Source organism: Cytobacillus purgationiresistens (assembly GCF_030813235.1).
Lineage (GTDB): Bacteria > Bacillota > Bacilli > Bacillales > Cytobacillaceae > Cytobacillus > Cytobacillus purgationiresistens.
This window is the reverse complement of the sequence record NZ_JAUSUB010000006.1, coordinates 215,936-237,396: the sequence shown is the minus strand read 5'-3', so window position 1 is coordinate 237,396 and position 21,461 is coordinate 215,936. Positions and strand designations below refer to the sequence as shown.

The window sequence follows — 21,461 nt, the reverse complement described above, 5'->3', positions numbered from 1 at the left end:
GAAATCGTCAAGCAATTACGCGCTATGATTCAAACAGAGGGTTATCAAGCAGGTGATAAGCTTCCATCAGAACGGGAAATGTCAGAACGCCTTAACGTTGGGCGTTCTTCCGTTCGGGAAGCATTTAGAGCGCTTGAGCTCCTGGGTTTAATTGAAACACGAAGAGGTGAAGGTACATTCATCAGAGACTTTAGAGGTCACCAGCTCGTTCAGCTTTTAAGCACTTTTATTCTCCAGGATGAAAGAGCAAAAGGGGATGTAAAGGAAACAAAGTTTCTGATTGAATGGGATTGCCTTTGGTTAGGTGCGAGAAAAGCTGCCGATAGCGAGCTCAATAAGATAAAAGAATGGGCATTAACAGGGAATTATGATGATGATGAATTTTTTTATCGTATAATTCTGCTGGCTGATAACCATTTATTTATGCGGATGTGGACGATTTTAAAGGATTATTATAACTCTCTTAATTTCCCTCAAGACAAAGTAAGTAAAGAGGATTATGTGTTATTGATTGATACAATGGTCCAACATGATGAACAACAGATAAAAGATCAATATTGTAAAATAAGAAATTTGTCGAGTATTTAACGACAATATTTTGCACAATTTTTAAGCCTATTGCTGTATAGTTGAAAGACAAGCTAGTCTAAAAACTTAACTATTAATAGGCTATTGTTTTTTAATATAGTGGTCTGACCACTTAGGTATTTGGTAATGAATAGTAAGGACGGTAATAAGAGATAGGAAGATATAATGCTTATTATGTTCTATTTTTTTAAAACAGGGAGGTTTCACCTTGCTTAAGATTTTTACGAAATCAAAAAAGAAAAAATATGCAACGATTCCTTCGGAGACTGCGAAGCAAGATGTTCCTGAGGGGATAATGACTAAATGCCCGGACTGTAAAAAGATCATGTACACGAAAGAATTAATGAAAAATACGAAGATATGTATTAATTGCGGCTATCATCATCCGATGAATGCAAAGGAGCGCTTTAACAGCTTTCTAGACCAAGGCAGTGTCGAAGAGTTAAATGCTGACATGGTTTCAGAAAACCCATTGCAATTTCCAGGCTACCTAGAAAAGGTCGAGAAGGATAGAAAGAAAACAAACATAAATGAAGCGGTTGTAACCGGTGTTGGACTGGTTGGCGGCTTTAAAGTTGTTACTGCTGTCATGGATTCTACTTTTCGGATGGGAAGCATGGGTTCAGTTGTGGGTGAAAAAATCACGCGTGCCATCGAAATGGCTGATGAATTAAAGGTCCCTTTTATTATTTTTACTGCCTCAGGTGGTGCAAGGATGCAAGAGGGTGTACTTAGTCTCATGCAAATGGCTAAAACGAGCGTAGCATTAAAAAGATTCAGCGATCATGGCGGATTAATCATCTCGATCATGACCCACCCGACAACGGGAGGAGTATCAGCAAGCTTTGCTTCATTAGGTGATTACAATTTTGCTGAACCAGGGGCACTCATTGGCTTTGCAGGTCGAAGAATCATAGAGCAAACGATTAGAGAAGAGCTTCCTGAAGATTTCCAGACATCAGAGTTCTTACTGAAGCATGGTCAATTGGACGCTGTCATTAACAGAAGTGACTTAAAAGAACAAATCACAAATATCCTGTCTATTCATCAACCAGGGGGTGATCTCGAATGGTAGGGGAACTAGAATTTGAACGCCCGATAATAGAATTACGCAGTAAAATTAGCGAACTGAGAGATTTTACAAAAACGGCAGATGTTGATTTATCTTCAGAAATAGAAAAGTTAGAAGCACGTCTTGAAAAATTGGAAAAAGATATATATGAAAATATCCAGCCATGGGATAGAGTGCAAATAGCCAGACATCCAAGCAGGCCGACTACACTTGATTATATCGGAAAACTATTTGATGGTTTTTTTGAGTGCCATGGAGATAGAACATTTGCTGATGATGAAGCGATAGTTGGTGGAATCGCCAAATTCAAGGGACTTCCTGTTACTGTTATTGGTCATCAAAGAGGGAAAGATACAAAAGAAAATATTAGAAGAAACTTTGGTATGCCTCATCCTGAAGGATATAGAAAAGCCCTTCGCCTAATGAAGCAGGCGGAGAAATTTCGTCGTCCAATCATTTGCTTCATCGATACAAAAGGGGCTTATCCAGGGAAGGCTGCAGAAGAACGTGGTCAAAGTGAAGCCATTGCTAAAAATCTTTTTGAAATGGCAAGCTTAAAGGTGCCTGTCGTTTGTGTCGTCATTGGAGAAGGTGGAAGTGGCGGTGCACTCGCACTTGGTATAGGAAACCATATCCATATGCTCGAAAACTCAACCTACTCTGTAATCTCTCCTGAAGGAGCAGCATCTATATTATGGAAGGATGCTGGGCAAGCGAAAAAAGCTGCGGAATCAATGAAGATTACTGCGCCTGATTTAAAAGAGTTAGGTATAATTGAAGAAATTATTTCTGAAATCAAAGGTGGCGCTCATAAGGATATTGATAAACAGGCGACTGAAATAGAAGCTGTGCTTCATGAATCCTTAAAGGAGCTTTTAAGGCTATCTGAAGAACAGCTTGTTAATCATCGCTATGATAAATATAAAGCAATTGGTCAATATTCGTTTCTAAGAGAATTTATTGGGGTAAAATAAAACGTGCTTTCGAGCACGTTTTTTTGCCAATTTATTAGCAGTTAAGCGATTTTCATAGTTATTATTCATAAAAATCCTCGATGTAAATATGCTTTTTAGTAAAAGCTTGTCTGTCTGAACGTAGAATGTTGAGAACAGCAAGTCTTCATGGTATTTTATTAGTATCTAAAACGGGTTTTTCTTTACCCTGATGGACCCGATATAAGTATTGTACATAATCTATTTCCTGAATATAGAATAGGTTTTCCCAAAACATAAGGTTTCGCTTACTATTAGTGAGGTGACAGAATTGAAAAAGATTGGTGTTTTAACAAGTGGAGGAGATTCACCGGGAATGAACGCTGCTGTTCGTGCTGTGGTGAGGAAGGCGATTTTTCATGATATAGAGGTTTTTGGCATCTTTGGCGGTTACACAGGCTTAATTAATGGTAATATAAAAAAGCTGGAATTAGGTTCGGTAGGGGATATTATCCATCGTGGCGGAACGATGCTTTACTCGGCAAGGTGCGAGGAGTTTAAAACAGCTGAAGGACAAAGCAAAGGAATTGAGCAGCTTGAGCAGCTTGGGATTGAAGGACTCGTAGTGATAGGCGGAGATGGATCATACCGTGGAGCTATGGCTCTGACTGAGCAAGGGTATCCTTGTGTAGGTGTCCCAGGAACCATTGATAATGATATTTCTGGAACGCAGTATACGATTGGATTTGATACCGCGTTAAATACTGTTATAGATGCAATTGACAAAATTAGAGACACTGCTACTTCTCATGAAAGAACATTCATTATTGAAGTGATGGGCAGAGATGCAGGCGATATTGCTTTATGGGCAGGTCTTGCAGGTGGGGCTGAGACGATATTAATACCTGAAGTAGGCTATGATATGAATGAGATTGCAGCCCGTTTGCAGAAAGGCTTGGAACGCGGAAAGAAGCATAGTGTCATTATAGTGGCAGAGGGAGTCTGCAGCGGTGTCGAATTTGCAAAGCAAGTAGAAGCAGCGACAAATTTTGAAACGAGAGTATCTGTTCTTGGTCATATGCAAAGAGGAGGTTCGCCTACTGCATTTGATCGGGTGCTGGCTAGTCGATTGGGAGCAAAAGCGGTTGAATTATTAATGGCGAACAATGGTGGGAGAGCAGTGGGGATTGAAAATAATCAACTGGTTGATCATACCTTTGCTGATATATTTGCGGGTCAGCATCGAGTAGATCTTGAGATGTATCATCTCTCGCAAGAATTATCCATCTGATTTAAATAAAAATACTATAAAAGAATGATATGAAGATATTCTTTTTCTTTAAACAATTTAGGAGGTTTATTTTTTATGCGTAAAACAAAAATCGTTTGTACGATTGGTCCAGCAAGTGAAAGTGTGGAAAAGCTCGTCCAGCTTATGGATTCTGGCATGAACGTAGCTCGACTGAATTTTTCACATGGTAATTTTGAAGAACATGGCGAGCGTATTAAAAATATTAGAGAAGCAGCCAAACAAACAGGTTCTACCATCGCTATATTGTTAGATACGAAAGGTCCGGAAATTCGTACAAATAATATGAGGGACGGAGCGATAGAATTAGTCGCTGGCAATGATATCATAGTCAGCATGAATGAGGTTGAGGGAACACCGGAGAAATTCTCTGTTACATACTCAGGGCTAATTGAAGATATTCATGAAGGGTCAAAAATCCTATTGGATGATGGGCTAATTGGTTTAGAAGTTCAATCCATTGATAAAGAAAATGGGGAAATTCTTACAAAAATTTTAAATAGCGGGACACTGAAAAATAAAAAAGGTGTAAACGTTCCAGGAGTGTCGGTAAATCTTCCGGGAATAACAGAAAAGGATGCTAATGATATCCTCTTCGGCATTGAACAGCAAGTAGACTTTATTGCAGCTTCATTTGTGCGAAGATCATCAGATGTTTTGGAAATTAGACAGCTTCTTGAAGAAAACCATGCAACCCAAATTAACATCATTCCTAAGATAGAGAATCAGGAGGGTGTTGATAATATAGACGAAATTCTTGAGGTTTCTGATGGACTCATGGTGGCGCGCGGCGATTTAGGGGTAGAAATTCCTGCTGAGGAAGTGCCACTTGTGCAAAAGCAATTGATCAAAAAATGTAATGAAATTGGGAAGCCAGTTATTACAGCCACTCAGATGCTTGATTCTATGCAGCGCAACCCACGTCCAACAAGAGCCGAAGCGAGTGATGTGGCTAACGCAATCTTTGATGGTACTGATGCAATTATGTTGTCTGGCGAAACAGCTGCTGGGTCCTATCCGGTTGAGGCTGTCCAAACCATGCATAATATTGCGTCTCGAGCAGAAACTGCGCTCAATCATCGGGAAATATTATCGAACAGAAGCAAAAATAATAAGCATAATGTAACAGACGCAATTGGACAATCGGTTGCGCATACCGCCTTAAACCTTGGTGTAAGTGCAATTATTACACCGACAGAAAGCGGTCATACAGCAAGAATGATTTCTAAGTATCGCCCGATCAATCCGATTGTAGCCGTTACTTCAAATGAGTATGTATCACGACGTTTAGCATTAATATGGGGAGTTTATCCGCAAATAGGGCAAAAGGCAAGAACAACAGATGATATGCTCGATATTGCGGTCGAAGAAAGTTTAAAAAGCGGGATTGTATCTTCAGGCGATTTAGTTGTAATCACTGCGGGGGTTCCTGTTGGTGAAGCTGGGACGACAAACCTGATGAAGATCCATGTTGTCGGTGATATTCTTGCCAAAGCGCAAGGAATTGGACGCAAGTCAGCTTTCGGTAAAGCGGTTATTGCCCGCAATGCTAGTGAAGCGCTGGAAAAAGTAACTGAGGGCTCCATTCTTGTAACGATTGGCTCTGACCGAGAAATGGTTCCTGCGATTGAAAAATGCAGTGCTTTAATTACAGAAGAAGGCGGCTTGACTAGCCATGCAGCTGTAGTTGGTCTGAATATAGGCATTCCTGTAATTGTTGGACTGCAAGATGCTACAAAAATTATTCAAGATGGACAAGATATTACGGTTGATTCTCATAGAGGAATTATCTATAATGGCCATGCGAGCGTACTTTAAAAGAAGGGGATTCCCTTCTTTTTTGTATTTTTATAAGGTTTAACCGTATAAGTATTGCATCTGTTGTTATTTTGGAATAACGCTATTTTCGAAAGTATAATACCAGGAATTTTTATTAATAATAAGTTATTAGTGGGAAACTCGCCATATGAGCGGAATTATATTGTTCCTCCCGTTTGATTATATGGAGTGGATAGATGATCTGTTATCACGATTGTTATTAAGTCCTCTCCCTCAATCCATTTCCATTAAGGAAAGCATGTATATTATTATCGTGTGTATTATTTAAGTAAATGAAGTATTTCTGTTAAAATAGAATTATTAAATATGTAATGAGGTGGCACATATGCGCTACGGTCTTTTGCTTTTGTTAACTGTTCCAGCATTGGAACTCATTGTTCTGCTGATGGCAGGAAATACCTTTGGAGTAGGACCTACTTTCTTAGCAATTCTCTTAACAGCAATTGTCGGTGCTTATATTGCAAAGCGGCAAGGACTGGAAACAATGAGAAAGATGCAACGCCAGCTTCAATATGGTGAAATGCCTGGTCAGACGCTTTTGGATGGTGTATGTATTTTCATCGGTGGAGTTTTATTGATTGTACCAGGTTTCATAACAGATGCAGTGGGTATCTTGCTACTTCTGCCATTTGTCAGGAATAGCCTTAAAGCATTTATTTACAAAATGATAAAAAAGCGCATAGACCATGGCAATATAAAAATAATCAGATAATCGACATCAGGGGATAGCTGGAAAGTAACTAAGCTCTCCCGCATATATAATAAAAACGTCACTCTTATATTGAAAGAGTGACGTTTATTGTTAGTTGGGTTCACATGGTTCTTGCATTATTTTAAGCCTCAGTTCCCTTAATATAGGACCAAATATCTCGAAAGACATTGGCCTTATGCAATGTCGTTATAATGACGAGCGAAACTGGTCCAACAATTAAGCCAAGGAATCCAATGAGCTTAAATCCAACAAATAATGCGATCAAGGTTGCTAATGGGTCAAGCCCGATGTTCGAGGAGAGGATTTTTGGCTCCATGACTTGTCTTTGTACAATTACAATCGTATAAAGGACTCCTAGACCAACGGCTCGGCTCATCTCGCCGGCGATGGCTTCATAAATAATCCAAGGGACAAAAATCAGTCCTGTTCCAAGGTAGGGGATGATATCGACGATACCAGCGATAAGAGCGATTGTAATGGCATAATCAACTTGTAAAATGAGTAATCCAATTAAAATAATCACTGTTGAAATGGAAATCAACGTGGCCTGTGCCTTTAGAAAACCGACCAAGGCCTTTTTTAAATCATTAAAAACGGTTAGACTGCTTTTCTTGACGCGATGAGGGATAAGCCTATTAAAAATCCTTGTAAGACGTTGCCAATCCTTACTGATAAAAAATGTCGCTAACAAAGAAAAGATGATGACAGTTGCAGCATTTGGAAACCATGAAATGATTGTTGGGATATTTTCAAAAAAGGATTGAATAAACACACCTAAAGTGTTTCCAATATTTTTCCCCACGCTTTCAATATTTGCAAGAATGGTATCTTGCTGTCCTGTTCCAAGATTATTAAAAAGACTTGTTAATTGATTATAGATTGGAATAATTTGAGCTGCAAAAAATTGTTCGATATGCGTAATCAGTGTTTCTAAATGGTTTGGTACTACGTTAGCCAGATAGGTGGTCCCTGATACAATTTCAGCAATGAGCAATGTAACAAGACCTGCTGCAATCGCAAAAATGAGAATAAGTGCAAGAAGTACAGCGAGTGCACGTGGTATTCTCCATTTGTGATGAAAGAAGTTAATTAGCGGATTGATGAGAAATGCGATGCCTAAAGCGATTAAAAAAGGATAGGTTAACTTTGCCACAAAGAAAAAGCAAACGAAAAAAAGTACAACTAGTCCAATTACTAATAAAAATCGTAAAGTTCGTTGAAGATAAATGGCATTCAATAAAATCAAACCTCCAAGCATTGTTTCTTCCAATAATTATGATATACCATAAGGATATCATACACCATTTTAGTTTCTATCTATATAAAAAAATGAATAGTAAGATATTGTATTTCAGTCAGCATTTTATAGCTTTCATCCATAATAATTCTTTTCTGTCTTGTCATTTCGTTTTCAATGTTCAGTCTATTATTTAAATTAATTTTATCTTTTTTCGAAATTATGTTAAAATAACATCAATCACAGGAAGGTGAAAGTTTTGTTTACTCAATCAGCCATGTTTTTATTGCTTCTGTTGGGAATTAGTATCGTTGCTAAAAATCAATCTTTAATGATTGCTGTTGGCGTTTTGCTAGTCCTTAAAGCACTTGGACTCGATGCAAAGATATTCTCTCTCATTCAGACAAAAGGCATAAATTGGGGAGTAACGATTATAACAATCGCGGTTCTTGCTCCGATTGCCAGCGGTCAAATCGGATTCAGAGATTTAGGTGATGCTTTTAAGTCGCCATTTGCGTGGGTTGCCCTCGTCTCTGGGATTGCCGTAGCTCTTTTGGCAAAAGGGGGTATTACTCTTCTATCGGAAGATCCTCATATTACAACGGCTCTAGTATTAGGAACAATACTAGCAGTTTCCCTCTTTAAAGGGGTAGCAGTTGGCCCGCTCATAGGGGCAGGCATTGCATATATGGTGATGAGAATATATGAATATATCAAATAATGTTTTTTAAGAAAACAATTAATTTAATATTTTATGCAGTTTTCGTTTCACAAAAGTCTGATAATTGTTTATAATAGTACATGTAAGTGTGTGGTCCGATAGTAGAGATTATGAAATTTTTAATATGATTATTACTTAAAAGAAAATGTAAGCATTTTCTTATCGGTTTTTTCTGAACAAACGCTCAGATAACCGTTCCTTGTCAGGTAGAAATCTGACCATAATTGTCATTTGGTCTGTCTCCCGACTTTATAGTCGGCTAATTTCGGCTGGATAAGCCAATATATATCAGTAAAAAATTCTGATAAGCTGGAAAATTTATTGTGCAATCTTTTTTGCGGACAGATGGGTATGGGGAATATAATTTTGTGAAGGAGATGTTTGATATGACAGCAACACGCGGTCTTGAAGGGGTAGTAGCAACTACATCATCTATCAGTTCGATCATCGATGATACTTTAACATATGCAGGTTACGATATTGATGATTTAGCGGAAAATGCGAGTTTTGAAGAAGTGATTTATCTTTTATGGCACGGAAATCTACCAACACAAGCTCAATTGGATGAGTTGAAAAGCCAATTAGCTGAGAATGCAGATTTACCTAAAGAGGTCCTGGATCACTTTAAGACATATCCGATTGATCAAGTACATCCCATGGCAGCACTTCGTTCAGCTGTATCATTGCTCGGCTTGTATGATTCAGAAGCTGATGTGATGACAGAAGAATCGAACTATCAAAAAGCCATTCGCCTACAAGCGAAAATGCCGGCAATTGTTGCTGCATTCGCTCGTGTGAGGAAAGGGCTAGAGCCAGTTGCTCCTAATAAAAACTTAGGTTTTGCAGCGAACTTCCTTTATATGTTAAACGATAAGGAACCTGAAGCGATTGCTGTTGAAGCAATTGATAAAGCGCTCGTTCTTCATGCAGACCATGAGCTAAATGCTTCTACATTTACTGCTCGTGTATGTGTTGCCACTTTATCAGATGTATATTCAGGTGTGACAGCAGCGATTGGCGCCTTAAAAGGGCCTTTGCATGGCGGTGCAAATGAAGCGGTAATGAAAATGCTGACTGAAATCGGCACGCTTGAAAATGTAGAGCCTGCTATTCGCTCAAAAATGGACAATAAAGAAAAAATAATGGGATTCGGACATCGCGTCTATCGTCAAGGGGATCCAAGAGCAAAGCATCTTAGAGAAATGTCTAAGAAATTGACTGAACTAACTGGTGAGCCTCACTGGTATGAAATGTCTACAAAGATTGAAAGCATCGTTACTGGTGAGAAAAACCTACCTCCTAATGTTGATTTCTATTCAGCGTCTGTTTATCACAGCTTAGGTATTGATCATGATTTATTCACACCGATCTTTGCGGTAAGCCGTGTTTCTGGATGGCTTGCACATATCTTGGAGCAATATGCGAACAACCGTTTAATCCGCCCTCGTGCAGATTACACAGGTCCAGGAATGCAAAAATATATTCCAGTTGAGCAAAGAGGATAAATTTTAAAACGGGAATGACTTCATTTGGAAGTGTGTTTCTATTGAATTTTTGAAATATTGATGATAATAATTAAGGCGACCCTTTTCTTAAGAAAAGAAGGACGCTTATAGAGAAATTAGAAAAAAGGTTAGGGGCATTTGCCTTCTAACCTTTGATTCTGATATGTTTGAAACGGTGTTATTTTAAGCTTGACTTAAATAGTAGGATAACATCGCAAATTGGAGGGAGAACTTAGTATGAACGGAGAAAAAATCACAGTAAGCAATGGAGTATTAAATGTACCAAATCAACCAATCGTTCCTTTCATTGAAGGAGACGGAACAGGTCCAGATATTTGGGCGGCATCTTCTAAGGTTTTAGATGCAGCAGTAGAAAAAGCCTATAAAGGTGAACGTAAATTAGTATGGAAAGAAGTACTAGCAGGTGAAAAAGCTTTTAACCAAACAGGTGAATGGCTTCCTAAAGAAACACTTGATGTAATTAATGAATACTTAATCGCTATTAAAGGTCCGCTTACAACTCCTATCGGTGGCGGTATTCGTTCATTGAATGTTGCTCTTCGCCAAGAATTAGATCTATTTGTATGCTTGCGTCCAGTACGCTGGTTCGAAGGTGTACCTTCACCAGTTAAGCGTCCACAAGATACAGATATGGTTATTTTCCGTGAAAACACTGAAGATATCTACGCTGGAATCGAGTATGCTAAAGGCTCTGACGAAGTAAAAAAACTGATCTCATTCCTACAAGATGAAATGGGTGTAAAAAACATCCGTTTCCCTGAAACTTCAGGTATCGGTATTAAACCAGTTTCTGAAGAAGGCACTACACGCCTTGTTCGTTCAGCAATTGAATATGCGATCAAAGAAGGCCGTAAATCATTAACTCTAGTTCATAAAGGCAACATCATGAAATTTACTGAAGGCGCATTTAAAAACTGGGGCTATGAGCTTGCAGAAAAAGAATATGGCGATAAAGTATTTACATGGGCTGAATATGACCGTATCAAAGACGCTGATGGAACAGATGCTGCGAATAAAGCCCAAGCTGATGCAGAGGCTGCTGGTAAAATCATCGTTAAAGATGCGATCGCAGATATTTTCTTACAACAAATTCTTACTCGTCCGAACGAATTTGATGTAGTAGCTACAATGAACTTAAATGGTGATTACATTTCTGATGCACTTGCAGCGCAAGTAGGAGGAATTGGAATTGCACCAGGAGCTAACATCAACTATGAAACTGGACATGCCATTTTTGAAGCAACACATGGTACAGCTCCAAAATATGCTGGCCTTGATAAAGTAAATCCATCATCTGTTATCCTTTCTGGCGTGCTATTACTTAAACACTTAGGCTGGAATGAAGCGGCTGATTTAATTGAAAAATCTATGGAAAAATCCATCGCTGCAAAAGTTGTTACTTATGACTTTGCTCGTTTAATGGATGGAGCAACTGAAGTGAAATGTTCTGAATTCGGAGACGAACTTATTAAGAACATGGATTAATTCAGTAAGTATGTTTAAAATAGAAGAAGGTTATTATGAAAACAGCGATACACGAAGATTTGATTGAATAAATCAGCACTGGCCCCCCTGCAACCTGTAGGGGGATGTCGTGTGTCGTGCTCACGTTAATAGCTTTCTTACATAATCATTCAAGCTAAGGTTTGATATTTTACAGAGGAGGAATTTAACTTGTCATCATTAAAACGTAAAAAGGTATCCGTAATCGGCGGAGGCTTCACAGGAGCAACAACAGCATTTTTATTGGCACAAAAAGAGTTAGCGGATGTTGTGTTGGTCGATATCCCACAAATGGAAAACCCGACAAAAGGCAAAGCGCTTGATATGCTCGAAGCTAGCCCTGTTCAAGGTTTTGATGCAAACATCACTGGTACCTCCAACTATGAAGATACTAAAGACTCAGACATCGTAGTCATCACTGCTGGTATCGCTCGCAAGCCAGGCATGAGCCGTGACGATTTGGTCCAAACTAACCAAAAAATCATGAAGAGTGTTGCGCAAGAAACAGTTAAATATTCTCCAAATGCATTAATTCTTGTTTTGACAAATCCGGTTGATGCAATGACTTACACAATCTTTAAAGAGTCTGGATTTCCTAAAAACCGTGTAATCGGCCAATCAGGTGTTCTGGATTCTGCTCGTTTCCGTACGTTCATCGCTCAAGAACTAAACCTTTCTGTTAAAGATATCACTGGTTTCGTTCTTGGCGGACATGGTGATGACATGGTACCTTTAGTACGCTACTCATATGCTGGCGGTATTCCATTAGAAACATTAATCCCTAAGGATCGTTTAGAAGCAATTGTTGAACGCACACGTAAAGGCGGCGGAGAAATTGTTAATCTTCTTGGTAACGGAAGTGCATACTATGCACCAGCTGCTTCATTAGTTGAAATGTGTGAAGCAATTCTTAAAGATCAACGCCGTGTCCTCCCTACAATCGCTTACCTTGAAGGAGAATACGGATATGAGGGAATCTATCTTGGTGTACCGACAATCCTTGGTGCAAACGGAATCGAAAAAGTAATCGAGCTTGAATTAACGGCTGATGAAAAAGCGGCACTAGACAAATCTGCTGAAGCAGTTCGTAGTGTTATGGCTGTTTTAGCATAATTTAGTAAAAATAGAAACATAAGAAATTCGGGGATTTCCCCCGAATTTTTTTCATTTAAAGCTTTTGTAGAAAAGAATTACATGTTATGATGTAATGAATAGACTGAAAACTATAAATAGTTAGACAGTCTATTTTTACTCACAACTTTGTAAACGTTTACACATAGGCGGAGGTGCAGATAATGCTAGGGAAAAAAAGAAAGATCGGCAGAAAGATTGAAGAAATATCTGTCGGGGAAAAACTTACATTTACTGAAAAAATTGAGGATAGGGATTTATTGCTTTATCTAGGATTAACAGATGATGCCAACCCTCTCTATATTCAGCATGACTATGCTTCACAGACACCCCATAAAAAACCAATTGTACCAAGTATCATGTTGAACGGGATGATTCATGCGGCAATCTCAAAATATCTGCCTGGACCAGGCAGTCATGTGATGAAGCAAGAGATAGAGTATATGAAGCCTGTTCATCATTATGCATCTGTCCAGTTTCTATTAGAAGTTAAAAGGATTAATGAGGATGACCAGACGATTGAAATGCAAGTTCACGCGACCAATGAAGCAGAGGAAACGATTCTTTTGGGGAAACTTATCGTCTGTCCGCCTCATAAAATAGCTAAAATTGATGGTCAAGCATTAGATAACTTTTAAAAAATAAAAAATTGGGAAACCTAAACTATTCGGGGATGAATGGTTTAGGTTTTTTTGTTCAGCTGCAACGACTAGCCATTCTGAAGGTCATTTATAATATGAAATCGTGGGCATTTAAGAGATGATATGATATTCTTCCTTGTTTCCCCTATTTGATAGCAATTTTATCTAAAGGTTGTTCTTTGAGAGTGAATTTATATTATAATATGATTGTGGTATTGGGGTTTTCTGCATTCAGTGAAGATTGGCAAAGGCCATTCTTACTTGGTGCACTTGTCATATTGAGGGGAATATAAATATCGGAGGGCTTTATGAATAAAAAAGTGCTAGTTGTTGATGATGAACAATCAATCGTTACATTATTACAGTATAACCTGCAGCAGGCGGGTTACGATGTGCTTACAGCAGCAGATGGTGAAGAGGGGAAAAATATTGCTCTCACAGAGAAATTAGATTTGATTGTGTTAGATTTGATGCTGCCAAAACTGGATGGAATCGAAGTTTGTAAACAGCTTAGACAAAAAAAGTTGATGACTCCCATATTGATGTTAACGGCAAAGGATGATGAGTTCGACAAGGTTCTGGGATTGGAACTAGGTGCAGATGATTATATGACGAAGCCGTTTAGTCCTCGGGAAGTAGTCGCACGTGTAAAAGCAATTTTGCGCAGAACCCAAATCCAATACGATGAAGAGGCTTCCCAAGAGGATGATACAGAGTATATTAAAATCGTTGGCTTAAAGATTTATCCTGATAGATACGAGGTTTATTTTGAGGAAGAATTACTAGAGCTCACGCCAAAAGAGTTTGAATTACTTTTGTATTTAGCAAAGAACAAAGGCAGGGTATTAACGCGCGATCAGCTGTTAAGTGCCGTTTGGAATTATGATTTTGCAGGGGATACGAGAATTGTGGACGTTCATATTAGTCACTTAAGGGATAAAATCGAACAAAACACAAAAAAACCTGCTTATATAAAAACAATTCGTGGACTGGGATATAAGCTTGAGGAGCCCAAACCGGAATGAAAATCTTTCGTTCAAAGCTTTTTTTTGCATTAATCACGCTTATTTTGGCGGTATTAATTTGTCTTGGGCTTTTGTTGGGGCAACTTTTCAAAAGCTATTATATTCAGGTTTTTGATGAACGCTTAAAAAAAGAAACTGACATGCTCTCCAACTATATCGGCGATTTAGGAGGCATACAATCCCTTACTGCTGATAAAGTTAAGGGTTTTAGTGATACTCTTGGTTTGCGTGTAACAATTGCAGCAAATAATGCCGCGATTGAGTTTGATAGCGGCAAAACAGATCCAATTCAGCGCCATGAGGAAATCATAGCAGAAATTATAGCTGAAGATGAGAAATCACTGAATGCTAAAGAGATTGGCGGAGGCTACGACTATCATTATTACTGGAAACCTATTATTGCTTCTAATGGCGACGGCCAAGAAGGGTACATATTCTTAAGTGCAAAAATGGATGAGCTTGAAAATGCCTATCAGCAAATTTGGTGGATATTAATTATTTGTCTTACACTTGCACTTGTGATCATTATTTTCCTAGGGTCTTCAATTACATCCCGTTATACTAAGCCAATTGAAGCGGCTACTAGAGTAGCGATTGAATTGGCCAAGGGGAATTACCGCGCAAGAACCTATGACAATAATTTAGCTGCGACTGGGAAACTGAGCAGTTCAATCAACATTCTTGCACGGAATCTGCAAGATATGGTCAAGTCACAGGAAATGCATCAGGATCGTTTAAGTACATTGATTGAAAATATGGGCAGCGGCCTTATTCTAATCGATAGCAAAGGCTATATCAATTTAGTCAATAGAACATATAAAGAAGTTTTTCATACAGATTCCGCTGAATATATCAATGAATTGTATTATGATGTGATCGATCATAAAGAGGTAACAGATCTCATTGAAGAGATCTTCATGACTGAGCATAAGGTGAGAAAGCAGCTGTTAATTCCAATTGGAATAGAAAGAAAGCATTTTGAAGTGTATGGTGTGCCTATTATTGGCATGAATGATGTTTGGAAAGGCGTTTTACTTGTTTTTCATGATATCTCTGAAATCAAGAAGCTGGAGCAGATCCGCAGAGATTTTGTCGCTAACGTTTCTCATGAACTGAAAACACCGATCACTTCTATTAAAGGCTTCTCTGAGACATTGCTGGACGGTGCGATGGAGGATAAGGAAGCCCTCAATCAATTCCTAAAGATTATTTTACAGGAGAGCGAGCGCCTGCAAACATTGATCCAGGATTTACTAGATCTATCTAAAATAGAGCAGCAGGGCTTCAGCTTATCAATTGAAAAATTTGACTTGCTTACTGTAATAAATGAAGTCATTGCGATTGTTAATAGAAAAGCTGAAGAGAAGAACATCACAATATCTATTGAGAAGGAGAAAGAAACGATATTGATTGAAGCGGATCCTTATCGCATGAAGCAGGTGTTTATCAATATTGTATCCAACGCCATCTCCTATACGCCTAATGGAGGAATTGTCGCTATAAAGATCGCTGGCGATGATGCCAAGGTCCTAATAGAGATTGAAGATACCGGTATAGGAATAGAGCAGGAAGAAATTCCGCGGATATTTGAACGTTTCTATCGGGTTGACAGAGCAAGAAGCAGGAATTCCGGCGGCACCGGTCTCGGCCTCGCCATTGTGAAACATTTGGTTGAAGCCCATAAAGGGCTGATTACAGTGAAAAGCGAAATTGGCAAAGGCACCGTCTTTCATATTGAACTGAATAAAGAGTTTATTGACAAGTAATGAAAAGCCAGCTCTCATTGGGAGCTGGCTTTATTTTTTTTGTGTACATCAGCCCACTTTGTTAGACAATATGGCAAAACAATGACTAATTAGGAGAAAGGATTGTAAAAATGGCTAGGTTTAACAGCAGTAATTGAAATCTAGTATTTAACATGTGATAATAGAACTAAATATTTTGGCAAGTACGATCATTTTCCCCTTGTCCTTGAGCTCTAGCAGGAGCTCCCGAATATAGGCAACCCCGCGGTTATCCAAGCCGTTCATCGGCTCATCAAGGATTAGAATATCCGGATCTTCCATCAACGCGAAATTATTAATGCAATTGTAAAAGAGGCTAAAGAAACGGCCGGAAAGTCAGGATAAGCAATAACCGACCATCATAGTTGCCCAGCTATTGCCTAAAGCTTTTATCAGCTTGATCGGTAGCAATTCTCCAAAGCATAGATATTGGGATCAGGGCTAACCAGAAAGAGCGAGGGGGGGCGGGACTAATTCGCTCTGCTGTTATATAGTCTCATAAAAGCTCCCTCGTTTACTGCAATTTAACATGCTCTTTATTTTTCCTTTACATGATAATTGTATAATAATCTTGAAAACCCCTTCATAACAGCAATACCTGAGAGAAGAGAGCCAACCCCGCTCTCTTCTTTTGTATTGTGGAACCACATGCAGCGGAATAGGCGATCCTCATCATGAATAGTCATAGTAATGTTCAATGTTGTATCTGAAACAATAATGAAATATTTTGAAACTTTTCTGTTATAGGTTCGTATGAAATGTATGAGGCACTAGGGGAAGGGGAGAAAAAAACGAATGGTAAGTTTAAAAAGAGTTTACACGATTACAGGGCTTGGCCTCTTGATTTTACTGCTGGGAGTGGTTGCACTGACTACTTGGTATACAGTAGACGAATCAGATCAAGCTGTCATATTAACCTTTGGCAAGGCTGAGGACGCTGTGTCAGAACCAGGGCTGCATTTCAAATTGCCATGGCCAATTCAGCATGTTGAAAAGCTCTCAAAGGAAACCTTTAGCTTGCAATTTGGCTATGAAGAGAAAGATGGCAAAGTGAAGGATTTTCCAAGCGAAACAAAGATGATAACGGGTGACGAGAATATAGTTCTAGCTGATTTAGTTGTGCAATGGAAAATTACAGATCCTGAAAAATACCTTTTTAATGCGGAGGATCCACAAGAAATACTTTATGATAGCACATCAGCTTCACTAAGAAGCATTATAGGAAGCTCTAAAATTGATGATGCACTGACATCGGGCAAGGCAGAAATCGAGGCGGATGTTCGGGAACTGCTTTCATCATTAGTAGAAAAGTATGATGTGGGGATATCTATCTTAGCGGTTAAGCTGCAGGATGTAGAGCTGCCTAATGATGACGTTCGCAAAGCTTTTACAGATGTAACAGATGCAAGGGAAACGAGCAATACGAAAATTAATGAAGCGCAAAAATATCGCAATCAAAAGCTAAATGAGGCTAAAGGGGAAGAAGACGCAATCAAGTCCAGGGCTGAAGGAGAAAGGGCAGCACGGCTGGAAAGAGCGCGTGGAGATGTTGCTGTCTTTAACGAACTTTACAATGAATATAAAGGCAATAAGGACATAACTAAAGAGCGACTCATCCTTGAAACATTGGAGCAGGTGCTGCCGTCAGCTGAAATTTATATCATGAATGATGATGGCAACACAATGAAATACTTCCCAATCAGACAAATGGAAAAAGAACAGCCAAAGCCGCCAGCTGAGGAAGGAAGTGAAGACAATGAGTGACGAAAAAATTCTCAACTTTAATCCTAAAAATCGCAACGGAGATTTTAATTGGAGGAAATATACAAAAATCGGTGTTTTTCTAGTGCTGCTTATTGCCGCAGTCATCTTTATTTTCACAAACCTTTTCATAGTAAAAGAAGGCGAGTATAAAGTAGTCCGCCAATTTGGGGAAGTAGTAAGAATTGAACGTGAGCCGGGTTTAAGCTATAAAATACCATTTATTCAAAATGTCACTACATTGCCAAAGTATCAGCTCAAATATGATGTATCAGAAGCTGAGATTAATACAAAAGATAAAAAGCGGATGATTATTGACAACTATGCCGTTTGGCGAATTGAAGATCCGAGGAGCATGATTGCCAATGCCAGAACTTTGGAAGGTGCAGAGGCAAAAATTAGAGATTTTATTTACTCGGTTACAAGGACTTTACTCGGACAATTAAACTATGATGAAATTATAAATGATGAAAAATCGTCACGTGGTTCATTGAATGATCAAATTACTGATAGGGTAAATGAACTTCTCGAACAAGATGGTTACGGCGTTGTGGTGACGGATGTAAGGATCAAGCGTACAGATCTTCCTGCAGAAAATGAAGCATCCGTTTTTACCAGGATGATTTCGGAAAGGCACTCCACTGCTCAAGAGTATTTATCTAAAGGTGATGCAGACAAGAATATTATGATTGCAGAAACCGATAAAGAGGTTAAGGAAACATTAGCAAAAGCAGATGCGGAAGCTGAAATTATCCGCGCAGAAGGAGAAGCTGGGGCAGCGAAGACATATAATGAGGCATTCTCGAAAGACCCAGAATTCTATTCATTATATCGGACGCTTGAATCATATAAGAAAACCATCAATGGAGAAACGGTTATTATTCTACCATCAGATTCCCCCTATGCACGTCTGTTAATGGGCTATACTGATTAAGTTTTTCATACTGCCGTTATTTTTCTTTATTCACCGAGTCGTGATAAAATAAAGAAAAATAACGGCTTTTTTTATGGAAAAGGCAGTGCTCTAGGAGGAGAAATTGATTTGAATGAAAAGAAGTTAGTACTAATTGACGGCAATAGTATCGCCTATCGCGCTTTCTTTGCACTACCTCTTTTGAATAATGATAAAGGGATACATACTAATGCAGTTTATGGTTTTACGATGATGCTCATGCGGATATTAGAGGACGAAAATCCCTCTCATATCCTTGTGGCATTTGATGCTGGAAAAACAACCTTTCGCCATAAGACATTCACTGAGTATAAAGGAGGAAGGCAAAAAACGCCTCCGGAACTTTCGGAGCAATTTCCATTTATTAGAGAGCTTCTAGATGCATATGGTATCTCTCGTTATGAGCTGGAAAATTATGAAGCCGATGATATAATTGGTACTTTATCCTTGCAAGCAGAAAAAGATGGTTTTGAAGTCAAGGTCATTTCAGGCGATAAGGATTTAACTCAATTAAGCTCTGACCATACGACTGTTTCCATTACCAAAAAAGGGATCACAGAAATTGAAGAGTATACACCTGAACATATCAAAGAAAAATATGGAATTACTGCCGAGCGAATCATTGATATGAAAGGGCTAATGGGAGATAGTTCAGATAATATTCCAGGAGTGCCAGGGGTTGGTGAAAAAACAGCGTTAAAATTACTCAAGGAATTTGGAACCCTCGAAAATCTTCTTCAATCAATTGATGAAGTAAGCGGTAATAAGTTAAAGGAAAAGCTAGTAGAATTCAAGGCACAGGCGATCATGAGTAAGGAGCTTGCCACGATTCTAAGAGAAGCACCTGTTGAAATAACGATATCTGAATCTGCTTATGATGGGTTTGAACAAGAGAAGCTAGTAAACCTGTTCAAAGAGCTTGGATTCAACTCTTTACTTGAGAAAATTGGCGGAGATATTGAAGCAGAGGAGCAGATCCTGGAAGATATTGAATTTAGTGTGGCTGAAGAAATCACTGATGAGTTATTTGCTGATGAAAGTGCTTTTTATGTAGAAGTACTGGAAGATAATTATCATTATGCAGATATTCTTGGATTTGCGATAGTAAACAGTAATGGTCGATATTTTATTTCTGCCGAAAAAGCATTAAACTCTGAAAAATTTAAAAAGTGGGCAGAGGATGAAGCGAAGAAAAAGGTAGTCTATGATGCGAAGAAATCTGAAGTGTCCTTAAGGCATCATGGTATTCATTTAAAAGGAATCTCATTTGACCTTTTGCTTGCCTCTTATATTATCAACCCTTCAGAAGCGATTGATGATGTTGCATCGGTAGCAAAAAGTCATGGATACACATTTTTACAGCCAGATGATGCTTTTTATGGAAAAGGTGCAAAAAGAAGAGTGCCTGAAGATGGGGTGTTAGCAGAGCATCTTGTAAGAAAAGCAGTGGCGCTTTCAGCCCTTGAGAGCAAATTAGATGAAGGGCTAAGAAAAAATCAGCAGGCAGAGTTGTTTTATGACCTAGAGCTGCCATTATCGCTTATTTTAGCGGATATGGAATCAATGGGTATTAAGCTTGATTTAGGACGAATCCAAAATATGGGTACGGAACTTTTGGAAAAGCTTTCAGCGATTGAGAGCAGGATACATGAATTAGCAGGTGAAGCCTTCAATATTAACTCACCAAAGCAGCTTGGCGTTATTTTATTTGAAAAAATAGGGCTGCCTGCGATTAAGAAGACGAAGACCGGTTACTCCACTTCTGCTGATGTTCTTGAGAAATTGGAATCTGAGCACGAAATCATCAGGGAGATTCTTCATTATCGACAGCTTGGTAAATTGCAATCAACATATATTGAAGGATTGCTTAAAGTGGTCAATAAGGAGACAGATAAAGTTCACACTAGGTTCAACCAGGCTCTTACCCAAACAGGCCGTTTAAGCTCAACAGACCCTAATATGCAAAACATCCCGATTCGACTGGAGGAAGGCCGGAAAATTAGACAAGCTTTTGTTCCTTCTGAGAAGGATTGGGTTATCTTTGCCGCAGATTATTCACAAATTGAACTTCGTGTACTTGCCCATATTGCAGGTGATGAAAAGCTCATCTCAGCCTTTAAGGAAGATTTGGATATTCATACAAAAACAGCGATGGAAGTTTTCCATGTCGATAAAGACGAAGTTACATCCAATATGCGCCGCCATGCGAAGGCAGTAAACTTTGGAATAGTCTACGGAATCAGTGATTATGGCTTATCTCAGAGTCTCGGCATTACAAGGAAGGAAGCGGGTCAATTTATTGATCGCTATTTAAAAAGCTACCCAGGTGTGAGGCAATATATGGATGACATTGTTCAAGAGGCAAAGCAAAAAGGCTATGTGTCGACATTGCTTCATCGCAGAAGGTACTTGCCTGAAATTACAAGCAGAAACTTTAACTTGCGCAGTTTTGCTGAGAGAACTGCGATGAATACTCCGATTCAAGGAAGTGCAGCAGATATTATTAAGAAAGCAATGATTGATATGGCTGATCGTCTGCAATCGGAAAACTTACAGGCGAAGCTTCTGCTTCAAGTACATGATGAATTAATTTTTGAAGCACCAAAGGATGAAATAAAGATATTAGAGGGCATTGTCCCTGATGTCATGGAACATGCTGTAGAATTAAATGTTCCTTTGAAGGTTGATTATTCTTATGGTCCAACATGGTTTGATGCAAAATAAACTT

The 21,461-nt window shown here is 38.8% G+C and carries 20 protein-coding genes; 17 read left to right on the top strand and 3 right to left on the bottom strand.

The features are described from left to right. The first annotated feature begins 24 nt into the window (after nucleotides 1-24). The 7 genes from J2S17_RS09615 to J2S17_RS09585 all read left to right on the top strand — a co-directional run bounded on the left by J2S17_RS09615 (nucleotide 25) and on the right by J2S17_RS09585 (nucleotide 6,452). Nucleotides 25-588, top strand: a complete 564-nt coding sequence (locus tag J2S17_RS09615; RefSeq protein ID WP_370874988.1) for a FadR/GntR family transcriptional regulator — start codon at nucleotides 25-27, stop codon at nucleotides 586-588. Nucleotides 589-796: 208 nt separating this feature from the next. Further along, nucleotides 797-1,663: an acetyl-CoA carboxylase, carboxyltransferase subunit beta gene (gene accD, locus J2S17_RS09610; RefSeq protein WP_307474203.1), complete on the top strand. Its 867-nt coding sequence runs from the start codon at nucleotides 797-799 to the stop codon at nucleotides 1,661-1,663. Then, the gene (gene accA, locus J2S17_RS09605) at nucleotides 1,657-2,634 is read left to right on the top strand and encodes an acetyl-CoA carboxylase carboxyl transferase subunit alpha (RefSeq protein WP_307474201.1); all 978 of its coding nucleotides are present in this window, start codon (nucleotides 1,657-1,659) and stop codon (nucleotides 2,632-2,634) included. Before accD ends, accA begins: the two co-directional genes overlap by 7 nt. 289 nt (nucleotides 2,635-2,923) lie before the next feature. After that, a complete protein-coding gene (pfkA, locus tag J2S17_RS09600; protein WP_307474199.1) occupies nucleotides 2,924-3,883 on the top strand; it encodes a 6-phosphofructokinase in 960 nt (319 codons plus the stop codon). A 75-nt stretch (nucleotides 3,884-3,958) separates the two neighbouring features. Beyond that, nucleotides 3,959-5,719, top strand: a complete 1,761-nt coding sequence (pyk, locus tag J2S17_RS09595; protein WP_307474197.1) for a pyruvate kinase — start codon at nucleotides 3,959-3,961, stop codon at nucleotides 5,717-5,719. 148 nt (nucleotides 5,720-5,867) lie between these two features. Beyond that, nucleotides 5,868-6,008, top strand: a complete 141-nt coding sequence (locus J2S17_RS09590; RefSeq protein WP_307474194.1) for a hypothetical protein — start codon at nucleotides 5,868-5,870, stop codon at nucleotides 6,006-6,008. Between the two features lie 57 nt (nucleotides 6,009-6,065). Next, entirely contained in the window at nucleotides 6,066-6,452 is a 387-nt protein-coding gene (locus J2S17_RS09585) for an FxsA family protein (RefSeq protein ID WP_307474192.1), read from the top strand. A 121-nt stretch (nucleotides 6,453-6,573) separates the two neighbouring features. Here J2S17_RS09585 and ytvI read toward each other — a convergent pair whose 3' ends face one another. Then, complete coding sequence (ytvI, locus tag J2S17_RS09580; RefSeq protein WP_370874987.1) at nucleotides 6,574-7,710, bottom strand: sporulation integral membrane protein YtvI; 1,137 nt, start codon at nucleotides 7,708-7,710, stop codon at nucleotides 6,574-6,576. A gap of 256 nt (nucleotides 7,711-7,966) precedes the next feature. Between ytvI and J2S17_RS09575 the strand changes: the two genes are divergently transcribed. From J2S17_RS09575 to pnpS, 7 genes are all read left to right on the top strand, one after another. Then, on the top strand, nucleotides 7,967-8,410 hold the full coding sequence (locus J2S17_RS09575) for a DUF441 domain-containing protein (protein WP_370874986.1): 444 nt from the start codon (nucleotides 7,967-7,969) through the stop codon (nucleotides 8,408-8,410). A gap of 386 nt (nucleotides 8,411-8,796) precedes the next feature. Continuing rightward, the gene (gene citZ / locus J2S17_RS09570; protein ID WP_307474189.1) at nucleotides 8,797-9,915 is read left to right on the top strand and encodes a citrate synthase; all 1,119 of its coding nucleotides are present in this window, start codon (nucleotides 8,797-8,799) and stop codon (nucleotides 9,913-9,915) included. A 237-nt stretch (nucleotides 9,916-10,152) separates the two neighbouring features. Then, nucleotides 10,153-11,421 carry an NADP-dependent isocitrate dehydrogenase gene (gene icd / locus J2S17_RS09565; RefSeq protein ID WP_307474187.1) on the top strand — a complete coding sequence of 423 codons (1,269 nt, stop codon included), beginning with the start codon at nucleotides 10,153-10,155 and terminating at the stop codon, nucleotides 11,419-11,421. Between the two features lie 189 nt (nucleotides 11,422-11,610). After that, nucleotides 11,611-12,552, top strand: a complete 942-nt coding sequence (mdh, locus tag J2S17_RS09560) for a malate dehydrogenase (protein WP_307474186.1) — start codon at nucleotides 11,611-11,613, stop codon at nucleotides 12,550-12,552. A gap of 179 nt (nucleotides 12,553-12,731) precedes the next feature. Next, nucleotides 12,732-13,208 (top strand): MaoC/PaaZ C-terminal domain-containing protein, encoded by a 477-nt coding sequence (locus J2S17_RS09555; protein ID WP_307474235.1) that lies wholly within the window; start codon nucleotides 12,732-12,734, stop codon nucleotides 13,206-13,208. A 311-nt stretch (nucleotides 13,209-13,519) separates the two neighbouring features. Beyond that, a complete protein-coding gene (locus J2S17_RS09550; RefSeq protein ID WP_307474184.1) occupies nucleotides 13,520-14,236 on the top strand; it encodes a response regulator transcription factor in 717 nt (238 codons plus the stop codon). Beyond that, nucleotides 14,233-16,002: a two-component system histidine kinase PnpS gene (gene pnpS, locus J2S17_RS09545; RefSeq protein ID WP_307474182.1), complete on the top strand. Its 1,770-nt coding sequence runs from the start codon at nucleotides 14,233-14,235 to the stop codon at nucleotides 16,000-16,002. The genes J2S17_RS09550 and pnpS overlap by 4 nt, the downstream gene beginning before the upstream one ends. Before the next feature lie 147 nt (nucleotides 16,003-16,149). Here the strand turns inward: pnpS and J2S17_RS09540 are convergent, their stop codons facing one another. Both J2S17_RS09540 and J2S17_RS09535 read right to left on the bottom strand, forming a co-directional pair. Continuing rightward, nucleotides 16,150-16,302, bottom strand: a complete 153-nt coding sequence (locus J2S17_RS09540) for a P-loop NTPase family protein (RefSeq protein ID WP_307474180.1) — start codon at nucleotides 16,300-16,302, stop codon at nucleotides 16,150-16,152. Nucleotides 16,303-16,556: 254 nt separating this feature from the next. Further along, nucleotides 16,557-16,706, bottom strand: coding sequence for a hypothetical protein (locus tag J2S17_RS09535; RefSeq protein WP_307474178.1), 150 nt, complete (start codon nucleotides 16,704-16,706; stop codon nucleotides 16,557-16,559). 109 nt (nucleotides 16,707-16,815) lie between these two features. Here J2S17_RS09535 and hflK point away from each other — a divergent pair, with 109 nt between their 5' ends. The 3 genes from hflK (at nucleotide 16,816) to polA (ending at nucleotide 21,457) form a co-directional block, all read left to right on the top strand. Next, entirely contained in the window at nucleotides 16,816-17,784 is a 969-nt protein-coding gene (gene hflK, locus J2S17_RS09530; protein ID WP_307474176.1) for an FtsH protease activity modulator HflK, read from the top strand. Next, a complete protein-coding gene (hflC, locus tag J2S17_RS09525) occupies nucleotides 17,777-18,715 on the top strand; it encodes a protease modulator HflC (RefSeq protein ID WP_307474174.1) in 939 nt (312 codons plus the stop codon). Before hflK ends, hflC begins: the two co-directional genes overlap by 8 nt. 108 nt (nucleotides 18,716-18,823) lie before the next feature. After that, nucleotides 18,824-21,457 (top strand): DNA polymerase I, encoded by a 2,634-nt coding sequence (gene polA / locus J2S17_RS09520; protein ID WP_307474172.1) that lies wholly within the window; start codon nucleotides 18,824-18,826, stop codon nucleotides 21,455-21,457. Nucleotides 21,458-21,461 lie beyond the last annotated feature (4 nt).